Below are 26,742 nucleotides of genomic sequence, written 5' to 3'. Positions count from 1 at the left end.
TTGCACCATGAAGCCCTTTGCCTATAGAGTTTTAAGCTTGGGGAGTGCTGAGGCCTGCAGGCCGGGGGGATGATTTTGCGTAAACTAAGTGCCAGACTATCGGCGATTGCTGCCACCGCGACCGGCCTTTTCCATGCATCCGCCGCCTATGCGCAAAGCAGCCTTCCCGACCCCGAGGGGTCTGGCGCCATCGTCAACGCGGTGCGGTGGCTGCAAGGCACGCTGCTCGGCACCGTCGCCACCGTCGTCGCGATCATCGCGGTCGCCTCGGTCGGCTTCCTGATGCTCACCGGACGGATCAACTGGCGTTACGGCGCCACCGTGATCCTCGGTTGCTTCATCCTGTTCGGCGCTGCCAGCATCGTCGCCGGCATCCAGTCGACCTCCGGCGGACTCTAGGGGCTCGCCGTGAGCGACCTCGACCGCGACCCCCTGTTTGTAGCGCTGACCCGCCCGCAGATGTTCGCGGGCGTCACCTACAGCTTCTTCGTGATCAACGCGATCGTCGCGACCGAGCTGTTCCTGATCTTCCGCTCGCTCTGGGCGCTGTTCGGCGCGCTGCTGGTCCACCTGGTCGGCGCATTGCTGTGCCTGCGCGAACCGCGCTTCTTCGACATATGGCTGACCAAGGTCAGCCGCTGTCCCCGCGTCAAGAATTTCAAGACCTGGCAGTGCAACTCCTACCGACCCTGAAACCGCACCCGGCGGCGAGCGACGGCGAGGTGCCGGCGGGCAAGCATTTGCCCTATGGCCGCCATGTCGACGATCACACGATCGAGACCCGCGACGGCATGCTGATGCAGGTCATCCGCCTGCGCGGCATCCTGTTCGAGACCGCCGACAGCGACGAGCTCAATTACCGCAAGCTGCTCCGCGACGCGATGCTGCAGGCGATCGGATCGTCGCGCTACGCGCTCTATCATCACGTCGTGCGGCGCGAGGCGAGCATCACCCTCGACAGCGATTTCGGCGATGATTTCTCGGAGGGACTCGACGAACGCTGGCAGGCGCGGCTCGCGACCAAGCAACTCTATCGCAACGACCTCTATCTCACCCTCGTCCGCCGCCCGGCGCCGGGGCGCATGGGGTTGCTCGATCGCCTGTCGGGCTGGCTCGGCTCGACCGGGCAGGATTATCGCGCCACGGTGACGCAGGAACTGCGCCTGCTCGACACCGCGCGCGAGGCGCTGATGGCGCAGCTCGGCAGCTACCAGCCCGAACTGCTCGGTCTCTACGACACCGATCAGGGGCTTTGCTCCGAACCGCTCGAATTTTTCGGCCAGCTCTTCTCGGGCGAGCCGCGCCGCCTGCTCGCGCCGCATCAGGACGCCGGCGACTATCTGCCCGATCGCCGGATCAGCTTCGGCGCCGAGACGATCGAGCTCGCCCCCGTCGGCAATGCCGAGCGCCGTTTCGTCGGCATCGTCGCGATCAAGGATTATCCCGCGTCGACCGCGACCGGCATGTTCGACGAATTGCTGCGCCTGCCCTTCGAAATGGTGATGGCGCAAAGCTTCGCCTTCGTCGACCGCCAGCCAGCGCTCGGCAAGATGAACCTCGCGCTGCGGCGCATGCGCTCGACCGAGGATGAGGCGCTCAGCCTGCGCGATCAGCTCGCGCGCGCCAAGGACGATGTTGCGGCGGGCCGCGCCGCCTTCGGCGAACATCATATGACGATCGCCGTCCATGGCGCGAGCGAGGTCGAGGTCAGCGCCAACATCGCCGACGTCCAGGCCTCGCTTGCCGAACTCGGCATTATCTCGGTGCGCGAGGATGTCGCGCTCGAACCGAGCTTCTGGTCGCAGTTCCCCGGCAACTTCAAATATATCGTCCGCCGCGGCATGGTCTCCTCGGCCAATTTCGCCGGGCTGGCCAGCGGGCATAATTTCGCCGCGGGCCGCGCCGAAGGCAATGTCTGGGGCAAGGCGGTGACGGTGTTCGAAACCACCGCCGCCGGTCCCTATTATTTCAATTTCCACCAGGGCGACCTCGGCAACTTCACCGTCATCGGCCCGTCGGGCTCGGGCAAGACCGTCGTCGTCAATTTCCTGCTCGCGCAGGCGCGCCGTTTCGACCCGCGCATCATCTTCTTCGACAAGGATCGCGGTGCCGAGCTGTTCATCCGCGCGATCGGCGGCCGCTACGACCAGCTTCGGCCCGGGGTCGCGAGCGGGCTCAACCCGCTCCAGCTCGACGACACCCCGGTCAACCGCCAGTTCCTCATCGACTGGCTCACGCAGCTCGTCGGCGGCGCCAGCATCGAGGAAATGGCGCAGATCAAGGATGCGGTCGACGCAAGCTATGCGCAGCCGCCCGCGCACCGCCGCCTGCGCCATGTCGCCGAACTGTTCCGCGGCGGCGCCCGTCCGCGCGCCGATGACATGTGGTCACGGCTGCGGCCCTGGTGGGGCGATGGCGAACGCGCCTGGCTGTTCGACAATGTCGAGGACCTGACCGACATGGACAGCCCGACGATCGGCTTCGACATGACCGTCATCCTCGACGATGCCGCGATGCGCACGCCGACGATGATGTATCTCTTCCACCGCGTCGAGGAGCGGCTGACCGGCGAGAAAACGATCATCGTCGTCGACGAGGGCTGGAAGGCGCTCGACGACGATGTCTTCGTGCGCCGGATCAAGGATTGGGAAAAGACGATCCGCAAGCGCAACGGCATCGTCGGCTTCGCGACGCAGAGCGCGCAGGACGCGCTCGAAAGCAAGATCGCCAGCGCGCTGATCGAACAGGTCGCGACGCAGATCTTCATGGCGAACCCGAAAGCCCGCGCTGCCGACTATATGGACGGCTTCGGGCTGACCGAGCATGAGTATCAGCTCATCCGCACCCTGCCCGACGATGCGCATTGCTTCCTCGTCAAGCATGGCAATGACAGCGTCGTCGTGCGGCTCAACCTGACCGGAGAGCGCGACCTGCTGACCATCCTCTCGGGCCGCGAGCGTACCGTGCGGCTGCTCGACCAGATCCGCGAGACCGCGGGCGACGATCCCGGCGCGTGGATGTCGCGCCTGCTGGCCGTCGCATGAGCTTTGCCCTCGCCACCTGCACGCCATCCTCGGGCGACAGCTTCGTCGCCGGGACATTGAGCGCCATCGAGTGTCAGGCGCAGACGATCGGCAACGCCGGTTATCTCGCGCTGTCGGCGCCGGGGTCCGGCATCATGGCCTTCCTCACCGCGATGCTGACGATTTTCGTCGCGCTGATCGGCTACCGCATGTTCGTCGGGCGCGGCCCCGATCTTGGCGGCGGGCTGCTGATCTTCGCCAAGATCGGCATCGTCCTCGCCCTCGCAACGAGCTGGCCGGCCTTCCGCACCCTTGTCTATGACGTCGCGATCGACGCACCGGCGCAGCTCGGCGCGACCGTCGGCGGTGCGGCCTCGCTCGACGGCGGCGGGACGGCGCTGACCGCGCGCCTGTCCGAAACCGACCGCGCGCTGCGCACGCTCAACGCCTGGGGCATCGGCGCCGAGCCTAACCGGGCCGGGGTCAGCGATGATCAGGGCATCGAACCCGACACCACCTATGAGACCAAGGCGCTCGGCGCCGCGCGGATGAGTTTTCTGACCGGCGCGATCGGCAGCATCGCTCTCACCCGCCTCGCCGCCGGCGTCCTGCTCGCGCTCGCTCCGCTCTTCATCGCCTTCCTGCTCTTCGACGCGACGCGCGGCCTGTTCGGCGGCTGGCTGCGCGGACTGATCGGCCTCACCCTCGGCACCACCGCGAGTTCGCTGGTCCTCGCGGTCGAGACTGCGATCGTCCAGCCGCGTGTCGTAACGCTGATCAACCTGCGCGCGTCGGGCTATTCGATCCAGGGATCGGCGACAGAATTGCTCGTGCTCGGCATCGTCTTCGCCTTCGTCGCCCTCGCGGTGCTGCTCGTCTCCTTCTATGTCGCGGCGGGCCTGCGCCTGCCGAGCTGGCAGTGGACGCAGCAATATCTGCCCGCCTCGCTCGGCGGCGCCGCCGGACAGGCCGGTCAGCGCCCGCTCGCCCAGCCCGCCGAACGTCAGGATCCGCGCTCGCGCGCCGCGGTCGTCGTCGATGCGGTCGAGGCGATGCAGCGCCGCGAAACGACCGCCGGCGCGGGTGCGGGCGGCGGCAATGACCGCGCCCGTGCCGTCGCCGGGGCCGTGTCCGCCACCAACGCGCCGCGCAATCCGCAACGCGCCTCCATCGATGGCGGCAGCGACGCACCGTCGCGCCGCCGCACCACCGGTCGCACCTCGACGAGCGGCAGCCGCCGGGACACACGCTGATGAAGCAGGATATGAAACAGAACCGCGAAGACTATCTGCAGGCCGCCGAAAGCTGGGGCGCCGACCGTCACGACGAGCTGACGAAATCGCGCCGGACCGCGTGGATCGTCGCCGGCGTTGCGGCGGCGATCGCACTGTTCGAAGCGATCGCGCTGGTCTTCCTGACCCCGCTCAAGACCGTCGAGCCCTATACTTTGCTCGTCGACCGTCACACCGGTTTCGTCCAGGCGCTCAACCCGCTCGAGCCGCAGCGGGTCAGCGGCGACACCGCGCTGACGCAAAGTTTCCTCGTCCAGTACGTCATCGCGCGCGAGAATTATAACGTCGACACGGTGCAGAACGACTATCGCAAGGTCGCGCTCTGGTCGGCCGACAAGGCGCGCAGCGACTATCTGACGATCATGCAGTCGAACAATGCCGCCAGCCCGCTCGTCAAATATCCGCGCGGCACGATGGTCGAGACGCTGGTGAAGAGCGTGTCCCCGATCAGCGCCAATGTCGCGCTGATCCGCTTCGACACCCGCCGCCGCGACGCCGCGGGCGACTGGCAGCCGGCGCAAAGCTGGGTGTCGACGATCAAATATCGCTATTCGGGCGAGCCGATGAAGCAGGAGGACCGGGTGTTCAACCCGCTCGGCTTCCAGGTGCTGAGCTATCGCCGCGACGCCGAAATGCTTCCCGTCGCCGTTCCTGCCGCGACGAACACGCCCGCCACAAAGGGGGCGGCAGGCGCCCCGATCGCGGTCGGCGACGAAGTGCTGCCACAACCCCCTGCCGGCGGGATGCGTCGCGGCGACGTCGTGAAGGTCCTTCCCGACGGCACACAGGTAACGCTGTGATTCGCCTGACGCCCGTCCTGCTAGCCGCGCTGGTCGCGCTGCCCGCGGCGGCGCAGATCGACCCGCAACCGGTCGGCATCGATCCGGCGATCCAGTCGGTCACCTATGCCGAGGGCAAGGTCGTGCGACTGACCGCAGCGACCGGCTATCAACTCACCGTCGAAATCTCGCCCGATGAGACGATCGAGAATATCGCGCTCGGCGACAGCAGCGCATGGCAGGTTTCGCCCAGCCGCCGCGGCGACCGGATTTTCATCAAGCCGCTGCAATATGGCATCACCACCAACATGACGGTGGTGACCGGCACCCGCACCTATTTGTTCGAACTCGCGCCGGCAAATTATGGCGGCGCGGGCGCGGCGCAGATCGTTCGTTTCGCCTATCCCGAAGCGACCGCGGTTTCGACCCCGCCCGACGAGCAGCGTATCGACCAGGGACTCTACAAGCTCAGCGGCACGCGCGAACTTTATCCCGCCGCGATCAGCGAGGATGGTAAGCGCACCTATATGCAGTGGAACGACGACGCCCTGCTCCCGGCCATCTATATCGTCGACAAGCTGGGGCAGGAGGTGCTGGTCGATGCGATGATGCGCGACGGTATCCTGACCATCGACGAGGTCGTGCCCAGCCTCGTCTTCCGCCTCGACGGCAAGCTCGCCCGCGCGGTGCGCCGCAGCCAGGCGCGCGCGAAATGACCGACACCACGATCTCCCCCGAACCGGCACCGACCAACGCGCCGCAGGTGCGCCGCCCGCGTCAGGGTCTCCCGACCGCGCTGCTCGTCGGGCTTGCGATCCTGGCCGCCATCATCCTGTTCGTGGCGCTCGAAGCGCGGCGCCAGAATGCAGAGGCCCCGGCCGTGACCGGCGCCCAGACCGCGATGGGCGCCGCCCCGCCACCGCTCGCCATCCCCGACGATTACCCGCAGCCGCCACAGCTTTTGCCCGCGCCGCTGGAACGCGATCTCGAAGCGCCGGCCCGCAACGCGCCGCCCCCGCCGCCGCAGATCGTCTATATGCCGCAACCCAATCCGGGCCCGCCGCAGGGTTATGACCCGCCCCAGCCGCCGCCGCGTGCGGTCGGGGCCGGACCGGTCCTCGTCTACGACGGCGCGGGTTCGACCGCCGCGGCGAGCGGATCGCAGGACGACGGCAACGGTTCGACATCGCGCGCCGCCGCACCCGCCGAGGCCGGACGCGTTCGCGCCGGCGTGCTCGCCAACCGCGCGACCACCGTCGTGCAGGGCTCGCTGATCCCCGCCGTGCTCGAAACCCCGCTCGACAGCTCGCGCCCCGGCTTCTCGCGTGCCGTCGTGTCGCGCGACGTGCGCAGCTTCGACGGCAGCCGGGTGCTGATCCCGCGCGGCAGCCGCCTGATCGGCGAATATCGCTCCGAAGCGACGCAGGGACAGAAGCGCGCCTTCATCACCTGGACGCGGCTGATCCGTCCCGACGGCGCGACGATCTCGCTGAACTCGCCTTCGGGCGACCCGCTCGGCCGCGGCGGGATCAAGGCCAAGGTGAACAGCCATTTCTTCTCGCGCTTCGGCGAGGCGATCCTGCAGTCGGTGCTCGACATCGGCGTCAACGCCGCGGCGAGCGCGACCAATTCGCCGGTCGTCATCCTTCCCGGCGGCAGCGGCACCCAGCGCCCGCAGCCGAGCAATATTGCCCCGACCCTGAAGGTTGCGCAGGGCACCAGCATCTCGGTATTCGTCGCGCGCGATCTCGATTTCTCGGGCGTGGAGCGGCGCTGAGATGAGCAATGTCGCGGCCCTGCCGGACGACCGCGTCTATTTTCGCAGCTACCTCGCGCCGCTCGCGCCCCTGCTCGGCCGCGATGACGTCACCGACATCTACGTCAATCGCCCGGGCGAGGCCTGGGCGGAATCGCTGACCGGCAGGATCGAAACCCACGACATCCCGGCGCTGACCGAACAGGTTCTCGAACGGCTCGCACGCCAGATCGCGGCACTGTCGCATCAGGGGATCAACCGCGAGCATCCGCTGCTGTCCGCCACGATGCCCGACGGCGCGCGCGTCCAGATCGTCGCACCGCCGGCGACGCGTGGCGGCATGGTGCTGGCGATCCGCAAACATGTTTCACCCGACCTTCGGCTCGAGGACTATGCCGACAGCGGCGCCTTTGCCGCGACCAGGGCGGGGCGGCTTGGCGAGGCCAGCGACCTCGACCGCAAATTGCACGACCTGCTCGACGCCGGCGACATTCCCGCACTGCTCCGCGCCGCGGTGCAGAACCGCAAGAATGTCCTGATCTCGGGCGGCACATCGTCGGGCAAGACGACTTTTCTCAACGCCCTGCTGCGCGAAGTGTCGACAAGCGAACGGCTGATCCTGATCGAGGACACGCCCGAAATCACCATCCACCATCCCAACGCCGTCGGCCTGCTCGCCGCCCGCAGCGCGCTCGGTGAGACGCATACGACCGCGGAGGACCTGCTTAGCGCCTCGCTGCGCCTGCGCCCCGACCGCATCATCCTCGGCGAACTGCGCGGCGTCGAGGCCTTCTCGTTCCTGCGCGCGGTCAACAGCGGCCATCCCGGCTCGATGACGACGATCCACGCCGACAGCCCCGAACGCGCCATCGAACAGCTCACGCTGCTCGTCCTGCAATCGGGCAGCCGCCTCGACCGCGCCGACGTTCATCATTATGTGCGCTCGACCGTCGATGTCTTCGTCCAGCTCGGGCGCAGCGGCGGCAAGCGCCATATCGCGGAAGTCAAACTGCGCGACGTCTGACCGCCGGAAGGCTTCCCACGATTGGCGATCCGTTGGGCGTCCGACGCTAGCTATTTCTTGGTAGCGCTATTGGTGAAACTGCCGTTTGACACATTATCGAGCAGAATATTGTCGCCGTAGCTCGACACCCTGGCACCACCTTGCGAGGAAACGCCGAGCATGTTGTGCGCGATAACGCTGCCCCTCACGCCGAGGATGGCACCGGCCCCCCGCGCATCGATCGCTCCGACCTTTTGGTCCTTGATGATGCTGTTTTCGATCGTCAGATGTATCTGTCCGCTCGACGCATTTGCCGTTATTCCGTGGTTATCAAAGCCCCAGCTGTCGTCAGTCGTTGTGGCAATCAGACTCTCGGACACCACGCCTTTCACCGACGCCGTGGACGAAGACGTGCCGACGGTAATTCCTGACCGCAAGCTATCCGTTATACGGATATTTCTGGCCGTAAAGTTCAACGTCCCCGCGGAGCTTCTATGAAGACCCAAACCGCAAAAATTGGCGCTCGAAGTTATATTTTCCAGAAGAACCGAACCAGCGTCGCTGACTCCGATCGCGCAACTGCCCAGATTGTGGAAGGTTGAATTTCGGACATGAAGCTCCTTGCCCGATAGGAACGCTATCCCGCCTTGACCGGCCCAGTTTCCTCCGCGGATATCAAGCCCGCTGAGAAATACCTTATCATCTGGGCCAGCTTCCACGACTATCGCGCCAAAGCGATTTTCGTATGTTAGCTCTGGCTGTATCTTACCAGTCTGGCCTTCGCAAATGATCGAGATCGACTTGGTGATCGTCACCATGCCGTACAGCCCGGCATCGAGGCAGTTGATCTCTCCCCCGGACGCCGTTTTGACGATGGCACCCGCAAAGGTTTGGCAGGGCGCCGTGCGGCTGCAAGGATTGAGATCGTCTCCAACTCCGGACACCCAGGTGCGCGTCGCCTGCGCCGATGCGGGCACCGCAAAGCCCATGGCCGCTGCAAGTGCAGACGCCATCACTGTGTGGCTCAAATATCGCATCACGCCATCGCCCCCGGAAAACCTGCCTGTTGCTCATTGTGGATCGACGCGGACCTTCTCACTGTTTTGGTACCACGACAGTAAAAACGCCATTATTGTTGTTACCGGCCACGACGTTGTCGCCAAAGCTAACGATGTTTCCTCCCGTCATCGTCCGAACACCGTTGCCATTGTCAGTGATCGTGCTTCGACTGGCGCTGACTGTGGCGGCACCGCTCTCGGACAGCACGCCGCTGCTGCTGTTGCCGTTGACGACCGTATCGATCAGCGCAACATTTGCGTTACCGCCGCCAGTTACCGACCGAACATAAAGGCCAATCTGGTTGCCAGAGACGACACTGCTTGAAATCATCCCCTTGACGCTCGCGCCGTCAGCGGAAGCATCGACGCGAATACCGCCCCGATTATTGTCGGTCACCCGGCTGTTGACAATGGTGAAGGAGGCGGAGGCATTCACTGCCGGCTGGATCATTACCCCTCCCGTCACGCCGCTCGACGCGCCGTTGCCGACAATGGTAACATCGTCGAGCACCAACCGGGCGGCGGGTAAGGTTGGTGTGAAATTGATCCCGAATCCATTGGTTCCGCGAAAGTTGCGGATCGTCGAATTGCGGATGAGCAGCCCGCCACCGCCCAAGAACCGAACGGCGTTGACCCCCGTTCCAAAACCCTCAAAGTCAAAGCCGCTTAAGAAAACGACATCATAGTCGGCCGCGTTCACGGTGATCGCATTCGCCCCCGTCACCAGCACACCATTGAATGTGTCGTCACATATGATTGCGATGCTTTTGGTGATGGTCACCGCACCAAAGCCACCCCCGTCGAGACAGTTGATCTCGCCGCCCCATGCAGTCTTGGAAACCGCCCCGGCAAAGGTCTTGCACGGCGCAGCGCGGCTGCAGGGGTTGACGTCATCGCCAACTCCCGACACCCATGTCCGCGTTGCCTGCGCCGCTGCCGGCGTCGCGAACGGCAACGCCAACAGCGATGCGCACGCGGCGAGCGATGCCCGCATAAAATATTCCGGCATGTTCTTCCCCTCGAGCCGTCGCCGGCCACGATCGTAGCCATAACCGGACAACGCGGGGTTAATGCCCTGCAATCGAGAGCGAAAAACTGATCGCAACAATCCCGCGATGTCTGACGCACACGAAAAAGGGCGCCCGGCTTTCGCCGGACGCCCCAATTTTCTGCCGATCGCTCCGTTACTGCTTCACGACCGAGCCAGTGAAACTACCGTTCGTCGTGTTGGCGACGATGACATTGTCGCCATAGGATTGCAGATTGGCGCCGCTCGCGGCCGCGATGGCGATTCCGTTGCCCGCGATGCGGTTGCCGACGAGCTGCGACGACAGGCTGCTGCCGGCAACCACCACGCCGTTACTGTTGCCGGTGATGACATTGTCCTTGACCAGCAACTGGATCGAGTTGCCCGACGTCGTCGCCGCAAGCGCAGTGCCGGTATCGGCGAGCAGGCTGTTGGACACTGTCGCCTTGACCGTGGTGCCTGCGTTGACCGGCTGGATGAACACGCCCGAATCGGTGTTGCCGGTGATCCGGACGTTGTTCACCGAAACCGTCGCGAGGCCGCCATTCGCGGGAACCACGACGATTCCGCCATTGTTGGCCGTCATCGTCACATTCTCGACGGTCAACGAGCTTCCCGCATTGGCCGGGGCGAAATTGATCGCATTGCCGGTGGCGCCCCCACGGAACCCGCGAACGGTCGAATTGCGGACAACCACCCCGCCAGCCTGGAGGATGTTCACCGCGCGTCCGCCCTGGCCGAAGCCTTCGAAATCGATGCCGCTGATGATGACAATGTCGCTCACACCCGCATTGACGTTGATGCCGTTGCCGGCGGAAACCAGGATGGCGGCGGTCGTCGTGTCGCATTCGATGGTGATCGCCTTGGTGATCGTCACCGCGCCAAAGCCGCCCGGATCGAGGCAGCTGATCTCGCCGCTGGCGGCGGTCTTCGAAATCGCCCCGGCAAAGGTCTTGCACGGCGCGGTGCGGCTGCACGGGTTGGCGTCGTCACCGACCCCCGAAATCCAGGTCTTCGTGGCCTGCGCCGATGCCGGTGCGGCAAAGGCCATCGTGCCGGCAACCGCGGCGGACGCGTAAATCAGCGCTTTGATGGAATGTCTCATGATCGTTTCCCCAAATCTGTACCCAAAGCGCACCACCCCCGCGGGCGGCGCGCCGGAGATTATTGCTTGCCGACGGTCGCGGTGAACGCGCCGTTGTTGCCGTTGTTGATCACCTCATTGTCGCCGAGGCTGACCATCGCGCCGCCGCTGACCGAACGCACGCCAAAGGCGCTGTTCTGCGAAATCAGGTTGCCGCTGGCATAAAGGCTTGCGCCGACGTCCTGCGCGACGATGCCGTTCTGGCCGCCGCTGATCACATTTTTGCTGATCACCGCATCGACGACATTGCCGGTCGGAACCTTCGCGAAGATCGCGCTGGCCGAGTCGGTGAACACGCTGTTCGTCAGCGTGGCCTTCACCGTCACGCCGGTGAAACCGGTCGTGTCGAAACGCACCGCCGTGCCGGCGATGTCGCTGGCCTGGAGATTGTTGATCGCGACCTTCGCGGCGACATTGTTTCCCGGCTGCACCAGGATGCCGCCCGACCCGTTGCCGACGCCGTTCTTGACCAGCGTGACATTGTCGATGACCAGCGAGGTCGTGGCGGTGGTCGGCGTGAAGGTGACGCCATAGCTCGTCGCGCCACGGAAACCGCGAATCGTCATATTGCGCAGGTGCACATTGGCCGCGCTATTGATGCGCACGCCGTTGGTTCCCGTGTTGATCCCATCGATGTTGATGCCGCTGATCACGACATTGTCGGACGCGCCGGCGGCGATCGTGATGCCATTGGTACCGCTGGCGATGATCGTCGCGTCGACATTGTCGCAGAGCAGCTTGATCGACTTGGTGATCGTCACCGTGCCAAAGCTGGCGGGGTCGAGGCAATTGATCTCACCGCCCGCTGCGGTCTTCGAAATCGAGCCTGCGAAAGTGCGACACGGCGCGGTCCGGCTGCACGGATTGACGTCGTCGCCGACGCCCGAAACCCAGGTCCGCGTCGCCTGTGCCGAGGCCGGCGTCGCCAGCGGAATGGCTAACAGCACCGCAAACGCCGCCCATAGCGCGCGCATAGTATATCTGGTCATAAACACCCCCAATGATCGCCCGGTCGCCTGTCGGCCCAAGGCCGCGCGATCGGAACAAGTCCCACCCAAATGCTGCGATCGATCCGGAAAAGCGGTGCCTTTCGTGCCGCCCCTTCCCGATCGCGCACGAAGATTCGCCGACTTCGGTGAAGCGGCGGTCTCCCCGGCGCGAACATGACAGGATCGGACATGGCTAGCAAGCGCTTAACCATGCGAGCAGAAACGGACGGGGACGCGCTATCCCGTTCTTTTCGCGGACTCTTGTCGCCGAGGCACGCTTTGCGTGCCGCAGGGGGGTTGCAACATCATCGCGCCGTCGCTAGGGGCGTCTGCCTCAGCGAGGAGAGTTGGCTGAGTGGTCGAAAGCGTCGCACTCGAAATGCGAAGTGCCGGCAACGGTACCGAGGGTTCGAATCCCTCACTCTCCTCCATTTTCCCGTTATCGACCAACGGTGAGGCCGCGGGCCGCTTCGAAGGATCTTCGGAGCGGCCGCGGGGCTTCAGAGCGTTGGTGCGACGATCGTCGGGGCGATGAGCGGCGCGGCGATCAGCCCGACGACCAGCCCGACCACCAGGAACAGCGCGATCGCGGCGATCACCACGACGACCGTATAGCCGACCGCCTTGTCCTGCGGCACCTTCATCAGGATCGGCAGGCCCAGATAGAGCAGATACAGGCTGTAAAGCCCCACGATCCCCAGGACCGCCAGCGACGGCACGATGCCGAAGATTCCGGCGAGCCAGGCGGCCGTGGCCGAATAGGCCGCAACCTTCAACGCCTGGATCTGGTTCTTCTGCCCGCCGAAGTTGGGCGCCAGCCCGTCGATGATCCGCGCCAGCACGAAGGTGGTCGCGAGCGTCATGCCATAGGACAGGATGGACGACACCAGCGCGCCGACGAGCGGCGGGCGAAAGGTCATGCCCAAAATGCCGATGCCGAACACCTGTCCGCCGATGAACTGCGCGACCGGACCGATCGCGGCGAGGACCAGCACATAGGGCATATAGATCGACTGGGTGGTCGCCGGCTCGGTGTCGATCGCGGCCCAGGTCTCGCTCGGCTTCAGGATGATGTCCTTGGCACGCTGGACGATGCCCGCGGCCGGCGTGCCGGGGGGGATGGGTTCGCCAAAAGGTGTTTCGTTCATGCTATGCCTTTCCCTGGTTGCCAGGGACGGCCCCGAAACCCGAACGGGTCCGGGTACGCGTCCCGGGAGCAAAGTAGCTCAACTTGCCGACGCCTCTGTAACGGTCGTCACAGCCGGGATTCGGCAGGCCAAGTGTAACGGGCTTGAAACAAGAGGGAATAGCCATAGATAGAGGCGATGATGTCCGAATCTCCCATGGAATTCCCTGCCAGCGCCCCGAAGGCCGTCGTCGCCCCGCTGATCGAGCGCGCGCGCTTCGCGCCGGGCGATATCGTGCGTCACCGCCTGTTCGATTTCCGCGGCGTCGTCTTCGACATCGACCCCGTCTTTTCGAACAGCGACGAATGGTATGACGCGATTCCCGAGGGCATGCGCCCGGCGAAGGAGCAGCCCTTCTACCACCTGCTCGCCGAAAACGAGGACTCGTCCTATATCGCCTATGTCAGCCAGCAGAATCTCGTCGCCGACGGCGAGCATGGTCCGGTCGACCATCCTCAGATCGACGCGATGTTCGAATGGCTCGACCAGGGCGGCTATCGCCTTCGCGCGATCCACCGCCACTGAGGCAGGCGGTTACGCCTTCAGCTTCCAGCCCGACGCCAGCAGGCGATAGGTCACCACGCCCAGCGCGACATTGACCCCGACGAGCACGAGGATCGCGGTCAGCACCGGGTTCGTGATCGTCGAATCGACGGTGCCGATGAACCCGTAGCGGAACCCCATGATCGCATAATAGACCGGGTTCGCATGCGCCACGGACTGGAAGGCCGGCGCCAGCCGGTCGATCGCATAGAAAGTGCCCGAGAGCAGCGCGAGCGGGGTGACGACGAAATTGGTCACCGCGGCGGCGTGGTCGAACTTCTCGGCCCACACCGAAGTGATCAGGCCGAGGAAACCGAGCATCGAAGCCCCCAGCACGCCGAACACCGCGACCGCCCACAAATGGTCGGGCAGGACATGGACGTTCGGCCACAGCAGCATCGCGAGCCACAGCGCGCATCCGACCAGGATCGCCCGCGTCACCGCCGCGCCGATCAGCGCGATGATCAATTCGCCGACCGCGAGCGGCGGCATCAGATAGTCGACGATCGTCCCCTGGATCTTCCCGACGAGCAGCGAAAAGGAGCTATTGGCAAAGCTGTTCTGCAGCATCGCCATCATGATCAGCCCCGGCGCGACGAAATCGGCGAAGGGCACGCCGATGACGGTGCGCCCCGCCCCGCCCAGCGCGACGGTGAATATCACCAGAAAAAGAAGCGTGGTGATCGCCGGCGCCCAGATTGTTTGCAGCTGCACCTTGAAAAAGCGCCGCACCTCTTTGACATATAGGGCCTGCATGCCGGGCACGTTGAGCGTCCGGATATGCGGGACGCCCGGCTCCGCAAAGCGCGGGGTCGCGGCGAATTCTCCCGACATGGTGCCCGAGTCGGGGCGCGAAATTTGGGGCTGGTCGTTCATGGCGTTCTCGCCTATCGCCTCCCCGACTTTCCCGCAAGCTGGGCAACGACGGCCGCGTTCCGCAGGGGACCGCCGGACCGCCCGCACGGCGGAATGATAAGGATTTGAAGAATGTCTTGGACCGACGAGCGCATCGAGAGCCTGCGCAACATGTGGGAAAAGGGGCTGACCGCCAGCCAGATCGCCGACGAACTCGGCGGCGTCAGCCGCAACGCGGTGATCGGCAAGGCGCATCGCCTGGGCCTGAAATCGCGCCCCTCGCCGGTGAAGGCGACCGAAAAGGCAAAGCCGGCAAAGGTCGCCGCACCGGTGGCTCCCAAGCCTGCGGCACCGCCGCCCGCGCCGCGCGCCGCCGCGCCGGCCCCCGTGCGCCCGGTCGCGCCCGTGCGCCCCGAACCGCAGCCCGTCCCCCAAACGGAGTCGGATGACGAAAGCGGCGTCGACGCCGCACCGCGCAAGCCCGACGCACCGCGTATCGTCTCGATTGGCCCCGGCGGCTTCATCCGCCAGGGTCCCGGCGACCAGCAGGCGCCGATTCCGCCCGCGCCGCCGCGCCGTCTGGTGCCCGCCAAGCCGAGCCCCGAGATCGCCGGCAAGACCACGTTGCTCGACCTCAACGACCGCATCTGCCGCTGGCCGATGGGGCACCCGGGCGAACCCGACTTCCATTTCTGCGGCGTCGCCGTGAACCCGGGCTTCCCCTATTGCGTCGAGCATTGCGGCCGCGCCTATCAGGCGCAGCTGCCGCGCGGTACCCGCCGCCCGCCGCCGCCGCCGCCGTTCGGAGGCCCCCGGGTCCGTTGAGGGGCGTCCGTTGAGGCCGTTCGAGCAGGATTTCGATTTCGCGCGCGCGCTCGGCATGAAAATGATCGAGCGCGGCGACGGGCGCTGCACGATGGCGATCGACATCAATGCAAAGCAGCATTTCAGCCCGCAACGCGCGGCGCACGGCGGCGTCGCCTATAGTCTCGCGGATTCGGCGATGGGCGGAGCGCTGACCAGCCTCCTGCCCGACGATTATTGGTGTGCGACGCTCGAGATCAAGTTCAACTATCATGTTCGGGTCGGCGAAGGCAGGCTGACCTGCGAGGCTGCGGTGCTCCACCGCGGCAAGCGCATCGCCAACATCGAAGCGCGCCTCTACCAAGACGAGCGCCTGGTCAGCAGCGCCAACGGCAGCTTCGCGATTTTTCCGGCGCCTGGCGCCCGATCGTAAAAAGGCGCCGAACCTGTCGCAGGTCCGGCGCCTTCCTTTAAATCTTCCACGGGTACCAACCGTTTAGAAGCGGAAGTTCAAACTCGCACGCACGCTATGCGTCCGGAAATGGTCGTCGCTGCGCTTGATGTCGGTACCCGGACCGTTCTGCAGGAACGGATTGGTCGCCGCCGCGGTTCCCGGCCCGACATTGACGACAAAATCATCGTCCTGAATGTCGGTGTAGAGATATTCGAGGCCGAGCGAGACATTCTTGGTCAGCATCGCCTCGGCACCGCCGCCCGCGACATAACCCCAGCCGTTGGTGCGGCCGTTGTCGGCGAAGCTGTTCACGCTGTTCGTCGTCGAAAAGCGATTGTCGAGCTTGGCATAGGCGCCGCCACCGGTCGCATAGAACAGCACGCCGCCGCCGGGGGTATAGCCGGCCCGCAGCCGCGCATTGGCCTGATAGTCGGCCGAGCGCGAGAAGCGATAGGCAGCGGGGGTCGTCGAGAAGCCCGACACGCTGTCCTTGGCTTCGCTACGCCCACCTTCGAGGACCGCACCGATCACGATATTGCCCATGCGCCGGTCATAACCAAGCTTGCCGAAATATTCGAAACCGTCCTTGTCGTTCCGGCAATTGCCGTTTGCCGTACCGCTCGGCGAGCCGCCGCAGAATCCAGGCGAAAAGGCGTTGGCGCCGCCCGACGTATTGACGTTTTCGCCATAGGTGCCGTCCTGGTTGGTGTCGAAGACGAAGGTTTCGCGACCATCGTTCGGCTGAACGGTATAACCACCGGTGACGCCGACATAGGGACCGTTGAAATCCTGCGAGGTGTCGCGACCGCTTTGAGCGAACGCCGGGGTCGCCATTGCGGCCACGGCCGCCGTGGCGGCGAGGAGAGAGAGGGTTTTCATTTTTTGCTCCGCTTTTTGAATGACTTTGCGTCGACGGAGAAACCTTCCCCTTCCCCCCGAAGTTCCTCATGCTGCCGAAAATCGGACGAAGCGAGTGCGTCGGGCGATGGCCGAACGGCGCGACAACCGCCCTTGCCAGCGCCCTTCACGCCCTCCTATAGCAGGGTCATGAGTCACGATTTGTTCGACGGCAACACGCCCGCCACCGACAGCTACAACGCCTCGCAGATCGAGGTGCTCGAAGGGCTCGAACCCGTGCGCCGCCGCCCCGGCATGTACATTGGCGGCACCGACGAACGCGCGCTCCACCATCTCGCCGCCGAAGTGATCGACAACAGCATGGACGAGGCGGTCGCCGGCCATGCCAACCGCATCGAAGTCACGCTCGACGCCGGCAATCGCCTGACCGTGGTCGACAACGGCCGCGGCATGCCCGTCGATCCGCACCCCAAATTCCCCGGCAAGTCGGCGCTCGAGGTCATCATGACCATGCTCCACTCGGGCGGGAAGTTCGAGGGCAAGGCCTATGCCACGTCCGGCGGCCTGCACGGCGTCGGGGTCAGCGTCGTCAACGCGCTGTCGGCCGACACGGTGATCGAGGTCGCGCGCAACAAATTGCTGTACCGCCAGCGTTTTTCGCGGGGTACGCCGCAGGGCGGGCTCGAAGAACTCGGCCCCACCCCCAACCGGCGCGGCACCAGCGTATCCTTCATCCCCGACCCTGAAATCTTCGGCGACCACGGGCGTTTCAAGCCGCAGCGCCTCTATCGTATGGCGCGCTCGAAAGCCTATCTGTTTGCCGGGGTCGAGATTCGCTGGAAATGCGCGCCCGAACTGATCGGCGACGACACCCCCGCCGAAGCGGTGTTCCAGTTCCCCGGCGGCCTCGCCGACCATCTGAAGGAACAGATCGGTACCCGCGAATGCGCGACCGCCGAGCCTTTCATCGGCCGCCAGGATTTCCCCGGCGATCAGGGCCGCGCCGAATGGGCGATTGCCTGGCCTTTGTGGTCCGACGGGTCGTACAGCTGGTATTGCAACACCATCCCGACCCCCGCCGGCGGCACCCACGAAGCCGGGCTGCGCTCGGCGCTGACCAAGGGGCTCCGCGGTTTCGGCGAGTTGATCGGGCAGAAGAAGGCGGCGCAGATCACCGCCGAGGACGTCTTCAACGGCGGCGAGATGATGCTCTCGGTCTTCATCCGCGATCCCCAGTTCCAGAGCCAGACCAAGGACCGACTGTCGAGCCCCGAAGCGGCGCGCCTCACCGAAAATGCTGTGCGCGACCATTTCGACCATTTCCTGTCGGACAATATGGACCGCGGCCGTGCGCTGCTGGGCCTCATCCTTGAACGCATGGACGAGCGCCTGAAGCGCAAGGCCGAGCGCGAAGTGAAACGCAAGACCGCGACCAGCGGTCGTAAGCTCCGCCTGCCGGGCAAGCTTACCGACTGCGCGAACGACGGTCCCGAAGGCACCGAATTGTTCATCGTCGAAGGCGACAGCGCGGGCGGCAGCGCCAAGCAGGCGCGCGACCGCAAGACTCAGGCGATCCTGCCGATCCGCGGCAAGATCCTCAATGTCGCGAGCGCCAGCAACGACAAGATCCGCGCCAACACCGAAATCGCCGACCTTGCGCTCGCGCTCGGCTGCGGGATGCGCAAGGACTGTGATTCCGACCGGCTGCGCTACGAAAAGATCGTCATCATGACCGACGCCGACGTCGACGGCGCGCATATCGCGACCTTGCTGATGACCTTCTTTTTCCAGGAGATGCCCGACATCGTTCGCAACGGCCATGTCTATCTGGCGCAGCCGCCGCTCTATCGCCTCACCGCAGGCAATGTGACCGCCTATGCCCGCGACGACGCGCACCGCGCCGAACTCGAAGCGACGCAGTTCAAGGGCAAGAAGGTCGACGTCGGCCGCTTCAAGGGCTTGGGAGAAATGAACCCCAACCAGTTGAAAGAAACGACGATGGATCCCGCGACGCGCTCGATGCTGCGCGTCACGCTGCCGCAGGAATATGAGGAACGCCATCTGGTCAAAGACCTCGTCGACCGGCTGATGGGCAAGCATCCCGAACATCGTTTCCAGTTCATCCAGGCCAATGCCGCGACCCTCGACGAGGCGGCGATCGACGCCTGACGAAATAAATTTCACCCCTCCCGTCAGAAATTTCCGTCGCGGCCGACTAAAAGGCCATGCGACACGAAAGACGGGAGATCGGCGTGGACGAAGCCGGACGGGACAGGCTCTTTGCGGATGCGATGGCGCGCTTCGGCCCGGCGCTCGCCCGCATGGCGCGCGGCTATGAAGCCGACCCCGATCTCCGCCGCGATCTCGAACAGGATATGCAGGTCGCGCTGTGGCGAAGCTTAGCCAATTTCGACGGGCGCTGTTCGCTGAGCACCTGGGTCTGGCGCGTCGCGCACAATCGTGCGACCTCGCACATGCTGGCACACCGCCGCCGCAACGCCCGCGGCTGGACGAGCATCGAGGATGTCGACCTCGCGACCGACGCCCCCTCCCCTTTCGACGCGGCGGAAAGCGACCGGGCGATGGCGCTGATCCTGTCGATCATCGACCGCCTCGACCCGCCCGACCGCCAGATATTGCTGCTCTATCTCGAGGGGATAGCAAGCGCCGAGATTGGCGAGGTGACCGGCGTTTCGCCCGACTCCGTGACGACCAAGATCCACCGCTTCAAAGCCATGCTCACGCGCCGCTTCGCGCAAGGAGGTGCCGTATGACCGATTTTTCCGACGACGCCCGCCTGCACGGGCTTTGGCAGGGCGGCGACGCCGCTCTCGCCCCGCTGCCGCTCGACGAGATCAAGCGCCGTGCGGCGCGGTTCGGCGATATCGTCCGGCGCCGCAACCGCCGCGAATATATCGCCGCTGCGATCGTGCTCGCGGGCTTCTCGCTCTACGCCATCATCCTGCCCGGCGCGCTGCTCAAGATCGGCAGCCTGCTGGTCATCGCCGGCGTGCTGGTCGTCGTCTGGCAACTGGCGCGCCGCACCTCGCGCCCCGACCCGGACGCCGAGGCGGCCGACGTTCGGGCCTTTTACCGCGCCCGGCTGGTCCGCGAGGAACATATGCTCGCGCGGGTCGGCCTTTGGTATCTCGCGCCGCTGCTTCCCGGCCTGCTGACCTTCATGGCGGGCGAGGCGATATTGCTCGGCCGGACCGATGCGCTCGGCCTCACGCTGTTCCTCGTGCTTCCGCTGCTGCTTTTCGGTGGCATCTGGTTGCTCAACCACCGCGCCGCCGCCATGCTCCGCGCCCGGATCGACCGGATCGACCGCGCGGCCACGCCAGGAGACTCCGAATGAAGCCCATGCTGACCGCCCTGCTCGCTGCGACGCTGATCGCCCCGTCGGCGGTGTCTTATGCCCAGCCGCCCGAAACGGCTGCTGCCGCCGCCACGGCCTTCGACAAGCACGCTGCGCAGCTCGTCGACCTGCTCGCCGGGCGCATCGCCTATGCCGACTATTTCGACCCGTCCTTCCAGACCGCGGTGCCCGAGGCGCAGTTCCAGGCGATCACCGCCAGCCTGATCGCCCAATATGGCGCCCCGGTGGCCGTCGACAGCGCCACATCGGCCAATGGCCGCGCCGGAACGGTGATGCTCCGCTTCGAAAAGGGCGTCGGCACGATCGCGCTCGAAGTCGGCGCCGGCGAGGGCGCCCGCGTCACCGGGCTGCGGATCACCGGCTTCACCATGGCGGGCGACAGTTTCGACCGTGTAACAAGCGAGATCGCCGCGCTCCCCGGCGCCACCGGCTTCCTCGTCGCCGAACTCGACGGCGCGACGATCAGGCCCATCGCCGCCACGCAGCCCGACCGGCAATTCGCGATCGGCTCGACCTTCAAGCTCTACATTCTCGACGAACTGGCGGCCCAGGTCGCCGCCGGCCAGCGCAAATGGTCCGACGTCGTGCCGCTGTCGCACTTCAGCTTTTCGTCGAGCGCGACCGCCAACTGGCCGAAAGACACCCCGGTGACGCTCCAGACGCTCGCCAACTGGATGATCTCGGTCAGCGACAATGGCGCCACCGACACGCTGATCCACCTGCTCGGCCGCGAGAAGATCGAGGCGCGGATGCGCGGCACCGGCCACAGCGACCCGTCGCGCAACATCCCGTTCCTGACCACGGTCGAGGCCTTCGCGCTCAAGGGCGACAATTTCGCCGCCGAACGCACCGCCTTCGTCGCCGCCGACGACAAGGCGCAGCGCAAACTCATCGAAACGAACAAGGATCGGCTGACCCTCGCCAACGTCGACGGCGTCAGCTTCAGCGGCGGCCCGCGCTTCATCGATAGCCTCGAATGGTTCGCCAGCCCCACCGACATCGCCCGCGCCTTCATCGACCTGCGCGCGCGCCAGTCGGATACGACGATGGCAGCAATGGCGATCAACAACGGCGTCGGCCCCGGCGCGGCGAAGGGCTGGTCCTATCTCGGCTACAAGGGCGGCTCTGAGCTTGGCGTGCTGTCGATGAGCCTGCTCGGCCAGCGCGAGGCCGATGGCAAATGGGTCGTCGTCACGATGAGCTGGAACAACCCCGACGCGGCGGTCTCGACCGAAACGATCGCCGGACTGGTCACCCGGTTGCTGGCGCTCGCCGCCAGATAATCAGGCGACCGCTCCGGCCTGCTCCCGCAACGCGTGCCCGGCATGCAGCGCCAGAGTCACGCACCCGGCGAGCAGCACCGCGTCCTTGAACAGAAATTGCGCGAACGCCCCCATGAACGGAAAACCGTAGCCCGGCTCCCACAAAGGAGCGCCGAGGGCAAAGCTGAGCGTGATCAGGAAGGTGCAGACACCCATCAAGGCCCCGACCAGCCCGGCGCGGTGCGACCAGGCTCCAAGCGCGATTAGCGCGCCCGCGGCCAATTCGATCACGCCGATGACGTTGCTCGCACCCTGCCCCCCGATCAACGGGTACATCCAGGCGAACAGCGGATAGCCCATGGCGATCTGCGCGACACCCTCGGCCTCATAGGCGGCGAATTTCGCTATTCCGAAGAGCGCAAAGATCAGCACCAGCGACCAGCGCAGCGTCGCAAGGCCGAAGGTTACCGGAGGCAACCGGTCCGCAAATTTCCACATTGATATTCCCCTGTTGGTCTCGATTGCCAACGGGTTCGGGAAAGATTCGCCGCAGGTTACATCAAGCGGTCAGCGCCGCGACCAGCGCCTTGACCTTCGCCTGCCGCCACTGCGGCGTCGGCGCGACCAGCCAGTAACCGCGCTTCACGGCAAAGGCCTCGCGCACCAGCCGCACCCGGCCCGAGGCGATATCGGCCTCGGCGAGCATCGCGGGGACATTGGCCTGTCCCAGCCCGTTGGCGGCGGCGTCGATCGCCAGCCCCGCATCGCCCAGCCGCAGCGCGGGTTCGCCGTCGTCGACCGGGCAACCCGGCCAGGCGATCCGCGTGTCGCTCGCGCTGCCCGGACCCGCGACGGTCACCATCATCGCCTCGGCCAGCGCGACGCCCTCATGATCGCCGGTGCCGTCGCTCCAGAAGATCGCGAGATCGAGGTTCGCTTCGGTAAAATCGATCCCGCCGTCCGCCGACACCAGGGTGAAGCGCACATCGGGCGCCTGCTGGCTGTAACGCGCGAGGCGCGGCGCCAGCCATTTGGCGGTCAGGTCGCGCGGCGCGGCGATCGTCAGCGACTGCGACGATTGCCCCGCCTGCATCGCGCGCACCGATTCCTCGAACTGCAGGAACCCCTGGCGCAGCGCGTCGAGCCCGGCATCGGCCTCGCCGGTCAGTTCCAGCCCCTTGGGCGTGCGGCGGAACAGCACCACGCCCAGCATATCCTCGAGCGCGCGAATCTGCTGCCCGACCGCGGCGGGGGTCACCGCCAGCTCGTCGGCGGCGCGGGTGAAGCTCAGGTGCCGGGCCGCTGCATCGAATACGCGCAGCGCGTTGAGCGGCAAATGGGTGCGTTTCATGGGGCGGTCGCAGGCATCTTCAGGGCGAATTGGGGGATCGCGATCAGCATATGTCCGCCGTCGGCGCCCTCCATGTCGTAACTGCCGATCATCGATCCCTCCGGGGTCGGCAACGGGCATCCCGAAACATAGTCGAACGCACCGCCCGGCTGGATGATCGGCTGCTCGCCGACCACGCCTTCGCCCTCGACCTCGCTGACCTGTCCGCGCCCGTCGACGATGCGCCAATGGCGGTTGATCAGTTGCACGGCGGTGTCCCCATGGTTTTCGATGCGGACATGATAGGCCCAGAACCAGCGCCCCAGCGACGGGTGCGACTGTTCGGGCAGATAGCTGACCGCCACCCGCACCGTCACCGCGCCGGTCGTTTCCGCATAGGGAAAGAAGGAGTCGATCATCGTCACGCCGTCAAAATCGCCTAAAGCCCGACCTTGGTCAATGCCTGGTCCAGATCGGCGATCAGGTCGCGCGGATCCTCCAGCCCGATATTGATCCGCAACATGCCTTCGACGACGCCCATATCGGCGCGCGCCTCGGCGCTGACGCCATAATGGGTGGTCGAGGCGGGATGGCAGCACAGGCTGCGCGAATCGCCGATATTGTTCGAAACATCGACCAGTTCCAGCGCGTTGAGAAATCCCATCGCCTGTTCGCGGCCTTCGAGGACGAACGAGAAGATCGGCCCGCACGCGTCCATCTGGCTCATCGCCAGATTATGCTGCGGATGGCTCGCCAGTCCGGGGTGCAACATCCTGGTCACCCGTTTTTCGATCGCCTTGCCGACCGCGAGCGCATTTTCGGACTGGCGCCGCGCGCGCAGGTCGAGCGTTTCGAGACCCTTCAGCACCACCCAGGCGTTGAACGGCGACAGGTTCGGCCCGGTGTTGCGCTGGAACGGCAACAGCACCTCGTTGATGAACTTCTCGGTCCCGCACACCGCGCCGGCGAGCACGCGGCCCTGCCCTTCCATCAGCTTGGTCGCCGAATAGGCGACAACATCGGCGCCGAAATCCATCGGGCGCTGCAGCACCGCGGTCGCGAACGCATTGTCGACGACGCTGGTGATCCCATGCGCTTTCGCGACGGCGCAGACATGCTTCATGTCGACGATGTCCATCGTCGGATTGGCGGGCGTCTCGAAGAAAAAGACCTTGGTGTTCGGCTTGATCGCCTTTTCCCACGCGTCATTGTCGCGCCCGTCGATCACCGTCGTCTCGATGCCGAAGCGCGGGCAGAGATGGTCGACCAGCCAGCGGCACGACCCGAACGCCGCCTTCGCCGCGACGATATGGTCGCCCGCCGACAATTGGCACAGCAGTGCCGTAGTCATCGCCGCCATGCCGGTCGCCTGCGTCCGGCACGCCTCGGCGCCTTCCATCAGCGCGATCCGCTCCTCGAGCATCGCCACCGTCGGGTTCTGCAACCGCGAATAGGTCATGCCCTGCGCTTCGCCGGCAAAGCGCGCCGCCACTTCCTCGGCGCTGTCGTAGGTGTAGCCCGAGGTCAGGAACAGAGCCTCCGACGTCTCGCCATGCTCGCTGCGCCAGGTGCCGCCGCGCACCGCCTGCGTCGCGGGATGCCAGTTGCGCGTAGTACCGCGATCGAAACCCGTTGTCTTTTTCATCTGCCTTATCCGTTCAAAACCGCCACGACCGCATCACCCAGCGCCGCCGTGCTCATCGTACCGCCCAGGTCGGCGCCGCGGCATCCGTCCGCCAGCACTTGTCCCACCGCCGCCTCGATCCGCGCCGCGCTCGCCTCGTCGCCGCCCGAATGACGCAGCAACATCGCGAGCGACAATATCATCGCCAGCGGATTGGCGATGCCCTTGCCGGCAATATCGGGGGCGCTGCCGTGGATCGGTTCGTACAGCCCCTGCTTGCCCTCGCTCAGCGAGGCCGAGGCGAGCAGGCCGATCGACCCCACACACATCGACGCCTGGTCGGACAATATGTCGCCGAACAGATTGCCGGTGACGACGACGTCGAACTGCCCCGGATTGCGCACCAGCTGCATCGCGGCATTGTCGACATACATATGGCTCAGCGTCACGTCGGGGTATTCCGCCGCCACCTCGATCACGACATCGCGCCACAGCTGCGACGTCTCCAGCACATTGGCCTTGTCGACCGAGCAGAGCCGCTTCTGGCGTCCCTGCGCCGCGCGGAACGCGACATGCGCGATGCGCCGCACTTCGCTCTCGCTATATGACATGATGTCATAGCCTTCACGCTCGCCGCTGGCGGTGGTGCGGGTGCCCTTCTCGCCGAAATAGACGTCGCCGTTGAGCTCGCGCACGATCAGCAGGTCGATCGCCGAGGCGACCTCGGGACGCAGCGCCGAACTGTCTTCCAGCCCCGCGAACAGCTTCGCGGGCCGCAGATTGGCGAACAGCCCGAGTTCGGAGCGCAGCCCCAAAATCGCCTGTTCGGGCCGCAGATGGCGTTCGACACTGTCGAAGCGCGGATCGCCGACCGCCCCGAACAGGAGTGCATCAGCCGCCTTCGCCTTGGCCAACGTCTCGGGCGGCAGCGGGTGGCCGGTTGCCTCATAAGCGGCACCGCCGACGAGCGCGCGGTCGAGCGTCACCGGAAGCGCGAGCGCGGCGAGCACCTTCTCGGCCTCCGCCATGATTTCCGGACCGATACCATCGCCAGCCAGCAGCAGGATATTCAATGCGTCGCCCTTTCGTGTCTCGCGAGCCGCTTAGGCAGCGAGCGCGCACGACGCAACCGTCGCGTTGGCGGAGCACCGCCGGGCCTTCTTGTTCGTCACCCCGGACTTGATCCGGGGCCCGCCTCGTCTTGAGGATGAAAAGGCGGGTGCCGGGTCAAGCGCGGCATGGCGAATGGGCTATGCAACCGCCCTGCCGAGCCGGTCGATCAGCCGCGCGCGTACGCCGAGCAGTTCGCGGTTGCGCCCTTCGAGCAGATCGCGGTCGAGGAAATGCCCGGTGATCGCCAGCCCGTCTAGTACATCGTCCATCGCCTCGACCGCGCCTGCGCCCCGCAGGAACGCCGGAAGGCGAAGCAACCGCTCCTCATATCCGACCGCCGCCTCGACACACACCGCGCCGCCCGACTTCGGACTGACAAATGCCAGACCATTCCGTGACCCCGTCACCACGCATTCGTCGAGATCGAGCCCGAACCCCAGTTCGGCGAGCAGCAACAGCTCATACCGCGCCAGCGCCGCCGCCCATAGCCGCGCCGAAGGCGCCACCCCGATCGCATCGAGCAACCCCGACAGCGCATCGAAAAGCGCCGGGTAAGGCTGGCTCTCGGGCAGGATCGCGGCGGTCAGGCTCGTCACCCAGTCGATCGCGGCCGACGGTAGCGGCTCGGCCAGCAACGGCGCGCGGCTCGCCAGCAATTCGGCCGTCGCCCCCGCCAACTGCTCCTCGGTCCGCGCCCGCAGTTCGAGCGCGACCAGATTGCCCGGCATCAATATCGGGCGAAGCCGCCGCGATCGCCCGCCGCGCACATAGCCCACGACCAGCCCCGCCTCGCGCGTCAGCGCGCGCAGTATCGCGCCATGCTCGCCATGCACGCGCACCGCGCAGACGATGGCTTCGGCGCTCAGGCTGGCCAAAGCACCAGCTGCGTCTGCGTCACCAGCGCGACATCGGCGCCCTCTTCGGTGCGGATGCGCGTCTGCCACACCGACACGCGGTTGCCGACCTTCACCGGGGTCGCTTCGCCGACCAGCACCGACCCGACCGGCCCGCCACCGAGGAAATTGGTCTTGCTCTCGATCGTCGTCGTGCCCGTGGCGCCCTCGGGCAGCGTCAGGAAAGCGCCCACCGCGCCAAGGCAATCGGCGAACGCCATGATCGCGCCACCATGGACAATGTTCCCAGCGGTGCAGATCTCCGCCCGCACCGGCAGCTTGCCCGCGACGCGCTCCTTAGTCCCTTCCTGGATCGTCACCCCGAGCGTCCCCGCCAGCGGCATCATCGCGCCAAAATCCATCGTCCCG

Annotated in this window: 29 protein-coding genes and 1 tRNA gene; 16 read left to right on the top strand and 14 right to left on the bottom strand. The window is 65.7% G+C overall.

The window, feature by feature from the left end; all coding sequences use genetic code 11:
- Positions 1 to 75 precede the first annotated feature (75 nt).
- From AC3WS4_RS13460 to virB11, 8 genes are read left to right on the top strand one after another with little or no spacing between them, the layout of a single operon-like run.
- A complete protein-coding gene (locus AC3WS4_RS13460; protein WP_262408008.1) occupies positions 76 to 399 on the top strand; it encodes a TrbC/VirB2 family type IV secretion system protein in 324 nt (107 codons plus the stop codon).
- A 9-nt stretch (positions 400 to 408) separates the two neighbouring features.
- Positions 409 to 693 carry a VirB3 family type IV secretion system protein gene (locus AC3WS4_RS13455; protein WP_056351740.1) on the top strand — a complete coding sequence of 95 codons (285 nt, stop codon included), beginning with the start codon at positions 409 to 411 and terminating at the stop codon, positions 691 to 693.
- Complete coding sequence (locus AC3WS4_RS13450; protein ID WP_492739790.1) at positions 666 to 3,044, top strand: VirB4 family type IV secretion/conjugal transfer ATPase; 2,379 nt, start codon at positions 666 to 668, stop codon at positions 3,042 to 3,044. Before AC3WS4_RS13455 ends, AC3WS4_RS13450 begins: the two co-directional genes overlap by 28 nt.
- Positions 3,041 to 4,276: a type IV secretion system protein gene (locus AC3WS4_RS13445; RefSeq protein WP_492739701.1), complete on the top strand. Its 1,236-nt coding sequence runs from the start codon at positions 3,041 to 3,043 to the stop codon at positions 4,274 to 4,276. Before AC3WS4_RS13450 ends, AC3WS4_RS13445 begins: the two co-directional genes overlap by 4 nt.
- 11 nt (positions 4,277 to 4,287) lie before the next feature.
- The gene (locus AC3WS4_RS13440) at positions 4,288 to 5,115 is read left to right on the top strand and encodes a VirB8 family type IV secretion system protein (protein WP_492739702.1); all 828 of its coding nucleotides are present in this window, start codon (positions 4,288 to 4,290) and stop codon (positions 5,113 to 5,115) included.
- Entirely contained in the window at positions 5,112 to 5,810 is a 699-nt protein-coding gene (locus AC3WS4_RS13435; RefSeq protein ID WP_492739703.1) for a TrbG/VirB9 family P-type conjugative transfer protein, read from the top strand. Before AC3WS4_RS13440 ends, AC3WS4_RS13435 begins: the two co-directional genes overlap by 4 nt.
- Entirely contained in the window at positions 5,807 to 6,871 is a 1,065-nt protein-coding gene (locus AC3WS4_RS13430) for a TrbI/VirB10 family protein (protein WP_492739704.1), read from the top strand. The genes AC3WS4_RS13435 and AC3WS4_RS13430 overlap by 4 nt, the downstream gene beginning before the upstream one ends.
- 1 nt (position 6,872) lies before the next feature.
- Positions 6,873 to 7,874, top strand: coding sequence for a P-type DNA transfer ATPase VirB11 (gene virB11, locus AC3WS4_RS13425; RefSeq protein WP_056351750.1), 1,002 nt, complete (start codon positions 6,873 to 6,875; stop codon positions 7,872 to 7,874).
- Between the two features lie 50 nt (positions 7,875 to 7,924).
- Here the strand turns inward: virB11 and AC3WS4_RS13420 are convergent, their stop codons facing one another.
- The 4 genes from AC3WS4_RS13420 to AC3WS4_RS13405 form a co-directional block, all read right to left on the bottom strand.
- On the bottom strand, positions 7,925 to 8,890 hold the full coding sequence (locus tag AC3WS4_RS13420; RefSeq protein ID WP_492739792.1) for a right-handed parallel beta-helix repeat-containing protein: 966 nt from the start codon (positions 8,888 to 8,890) through the stop codon (positions 7,925 to 7,927).
- Between the two features lie 58 nt (positions 8,891 to 8,948).
- On the bottom strand, positions 8,949 to 9,920 hold the full coding sequence (locus AC3WS4_RS13415) for a right-handed parallel beta-helix repeat-containing protein (protein WP_492739705.1): 972 nt from the start codon (positions 9,918 to 9,920) through the stop codon (positions 8,949 to 8,951).
- 175 nt (positions 9,921 to 10,095) lie between these two features.
- A complete protein-coding gene (locus tag AC3WS4_RS13410; RefSeq protein ID WP_056351761.1) occupies positions 10,096 to 11,043 on the bottom strand; it encodes a NosD domain-containing protein in 948 nt (315 codons plus the stop codon).
- A 59-nt stretch (positions 11,044 to 11,102) separates the two neighbouring features.
- Positions 11,103 to 12,071 (bottom strand): right-handed parallel beta-helix repeat-containing protein, encoded by a 969-nt coding sequence (locus tag AC3WS4_RS13405; RefSeq protein ID WP_492739706.1) that lies wholly within the window; start codon positions 12,069 to 12,071, stop codon positions 11,103 to 11,105.
- A 341-nt stretch (positions 12,072 to 12,412) separates the two neighbouring features.
- Here AC3WS4_RS13405 and AC3WS4_RS13400 point away from each other — a divergent pair.
- Positions 12,413 to 12,502 (top strand) — tRNA-Ser (locus tag AC3WS4_RS13400).
- Between the two features lie 69 nt (positions 12,503 to 12,571).
- On the opposite strand, the gene AC3WS4_RS13395 is transcribed toward AC3WS4_RS13400, so the two are convergent.
- On the bottom strand, positions 12,572 to 13,219 hold the full coding sequence (locus tag AC3WS4_RS13395; protein WP_492739707.1) for a Yip1 family protein: 648 nt from the start codon (positions 13,217 to 13,219) through the stop codon (positions 12,572 to 12,574).
- A gap of 180 nt (positions 13,220 to 13,399) precedes the next feature.
- Here AC3WS4_RS13395 and hspQ point away from each other — a divergent pair, with 180 nt between their 5' ends.
- The gene (gene hspQ / locus AC3WS4_RS13390; protein ID WP_082545292.1) at positions 13,400 to 13,783 is read left to right on the top strand and encodes a heat shock protein HspQ; all 384 of its coding nucleotides are present in this window, start codon (positions 13,400 to 13,402) and stop codon (positions 13,781 to 13,783) included.
- A 9-nt stretch (positions 13,784 to 13,792) separates the two neighbouring features.
- Here the strand turns inward: hspQ and AC3WS4_RS13385 are convergent, their stop codons facing one another.
- Positions 13,793 to 14,677, bottom strand: a complete 885-nt coding sequence (locus AC3WS4_RS13385; RefSeq protein ID WP_492739708.1) for an ABC transporter permease — start codon at positions 14,675 to 14,677, stop codon at positions 13,793 to 13,795.
- 111 nt (positions 14,678 to 14,788) lie between these two features.
- On the opposite strand from AC3WS4_RS13385, the gene AC3WS4_RS13380 reads away from it, so the two are divergent.
- Both AC3WS4_RS13380 and AC3WS4_RS13375 read left to right on the top strand, forming a co-directional pair.
- Positions 14,789 to 15,481: a GcrA family cell cycle regulator gene (locus AC3WS4_RS13380; RefSeq protein ID WP_492739709.1), complete on the top strand. Its 693-nt coding sequence runs from the start codon at positions 14,789 to 14,791 to the stop codon at positions 15,479 to 15,481.
- Between the two features lie 10 nt (positions 15,482 to 15,491).
- Entirely contained in the window at positions 15,492 to 15,893 is a 402-nt protein-coding gene (locus tag AC3WS4_RS13375) for a PaaI family thioesterase (RefSeq protein WP_187141427.1), read from the top strand.
- A 63-nt stretch (positions 15,894 to 15,956) separates the two neighbouring features.
- On the opposite strand, the gene AC3WS4_RS13370 is transcribed toward AC3WS4_RS13375, so the two are convergent.
- A complete protein-coding gene (locus AC3WS4_RS13370; protein ID WP_492739710.1) occupies positions 15,957 to 16,793 on the bottom strand; it encodes an outer membrane protein in 837 nt (278 codons plus the stop codon).
- 168 nt (positions 16,794 to 16,961) lie between these two features.
- On the opposite strand from AC3WS4_RS13370, the gene parE reads away from it, so the two are divergent.
- The 4 genes from parE (at position 16,962) to AC3WS4_RS13350 (ending at position 21,434) form a co-directional block, all read left to right on the top strand.
- Positions 16,962 to 18,941, top strand: coding sequence for a DNA topoisomerase IV subunit B (parE, locus tag AC3WS4_RS13365; RefSeq protein WP_492739711.1), 1,980 nt, complete (start codon positions 16,962 to 16,964; stop codon positions 18,939 to 18,941).
- A gap of 83 nt (positions 18,942 to 19,024) precedes the next feature.
- Positions 19,025 to 19,546, top strand: a complete 522-nt coding sequence (locus AC3WS4_RS13360; RefSeq protein ID WP_492739712.1) for an RNA polymerase sigma factor — start codon at positions 19,025 to 19,027, stop codon at positions 19,544 to 19,546.
- Positions 19,543 to 20,130: a hypothetical protein gene (locus AC3WS4_RS13355; protein ID WP_492739713.1), complete on the top strand. Its 588-nt coding sequence runs from the start codon at positions 19,543 to 19,545 to the stop codon at positions 20,128 to 20,130. Before AC3WS4_RS13360 ends, AC3WS4_RS13355 begins: the two co-directional genes overlap by 4 nt.
- Entirely contained in the window at positions 20,127 to 21,434 is a 1,308-nt protein-coding gene (locus AC3WS4_RS13350; RefSeq protein ID WP_492739714.1) for a serine hydrolase, read from the top strand. The genes AC3WS4_RS13355 and AC3WS4_RS13350 overlap by 4 nt, the downstream gene beginning before the upstream one ends.
- Here AC3WS4_RS13350 and AC3WS4_RS13345 read toward each other — a convergent pair whose 3' ends face one another.
- The 7 genes from AC3WS4_RS13345 to AC3WS4_RS13315 all read right to left on the bottom strand — a co-directional run bounded on the left by AC3WS4_RS13345 (position 21,435) and on the right by AC3WS4_RS13315 (position 26,735).
- Entirely contained in the window at positions 21,435 to 21,911 is a 477-nt protein-coding gene (locus AC3WS4_RS13345) for a DUF417 family protein (protein WP_492739715.1), read from the bottom strand.
- A gap of 61 nt (positions 21,912 to 21,972) precedes the next feature.
- A complete protein-coding gene (locus AC3WS4_RS13340) occupies positions 21,973 to 22,764 on the bottom strand; it encodes a LysR family transcriptional regulator (protein ID WP_056351805.1) in 792 nt (263 codons plus the stop codon).
- Positions 22,761 to 23,162, bottom strand: coding sequence for a Co2+/Mg2+ efflux protein ApaG (gene apaG, locus AC3WS4_RS13335; protein WP_187141451.1), 402 nt, complete (start codon positions 23,160 to 23,162; stop codon positions 22,761 to 22,763). Before apaG ends, AC3WS4_RS13340 begins: the two co-directional genes overlap by 4 nt.
- A 20-nt stretch (positions 23,163 to 23,182) precedes the next feature.
- Positions 23,183 to 24,388, bottom strand: coding sequence for a trans-sulfuration enzyme family protein (locus AC3WS4_RS13330; RefSeq protein WP_492739716.1), 1,206 nt, complete (start codon positions 24,386 to 24,388; stop codon positions 23,183 to 23,185).
- 5 nt (positions 24,389 to 24,393) lie between these two features.
- Positions 24,394 to 25,440 carry a 3-isopropylmalate dehydrogenase gene (leuB, locus tag AC3WS4_RS13325; protein ID WP_492739718.1) on the bottom strand — a complete coding sequence of 349 codons (1,047 nt, stop codon included), beginning with the start codon at positions 25,438 to 25,440 and terminating at the stop codon, positions 24,394 to 24,396.
- A gap of 177 nt (positions 25,441 to 25,617) precedes the next feature.
- Positions 25,618 to 26,355: a DNA repair protein RecO gene (gene recO, locus AC3WS4_RS13320; protein WP_492739720.1), complete on the bottom strand. Its 738-nt coding sequence runs from the start codon at positions 26,353 to 26,355 to the stop codon at positions 25,618 to 25,620.
- Positions 26,343 to 26,735: a PaaI family thioesterase gene (locus AC3WS4_RS13315; RefSeq protein WP_492742825.1), complete on the bottom strand. Its 393-nt coding sequence runs from the start codon at positions 26,733 to 26,735 to the stop codon at positions 26,343 to 26,345. Before AC3WS4_RS13315 ends, recO begins: the two co-directional genes overlap by 13 nt.
- Between the last annotated feature and the right edge of the window lie 7 nt (positions 26,736 to 26,742).

It is taken from the genome of Sphingopyxis sp. EU05-FHT14B03 (assembly GCF_058790875.1).
The sequence above is the reverse complement of the archived record's forward strand: the minus strand, read 5'-3'. Positions and strand labels throughout refer to the sequence as shown.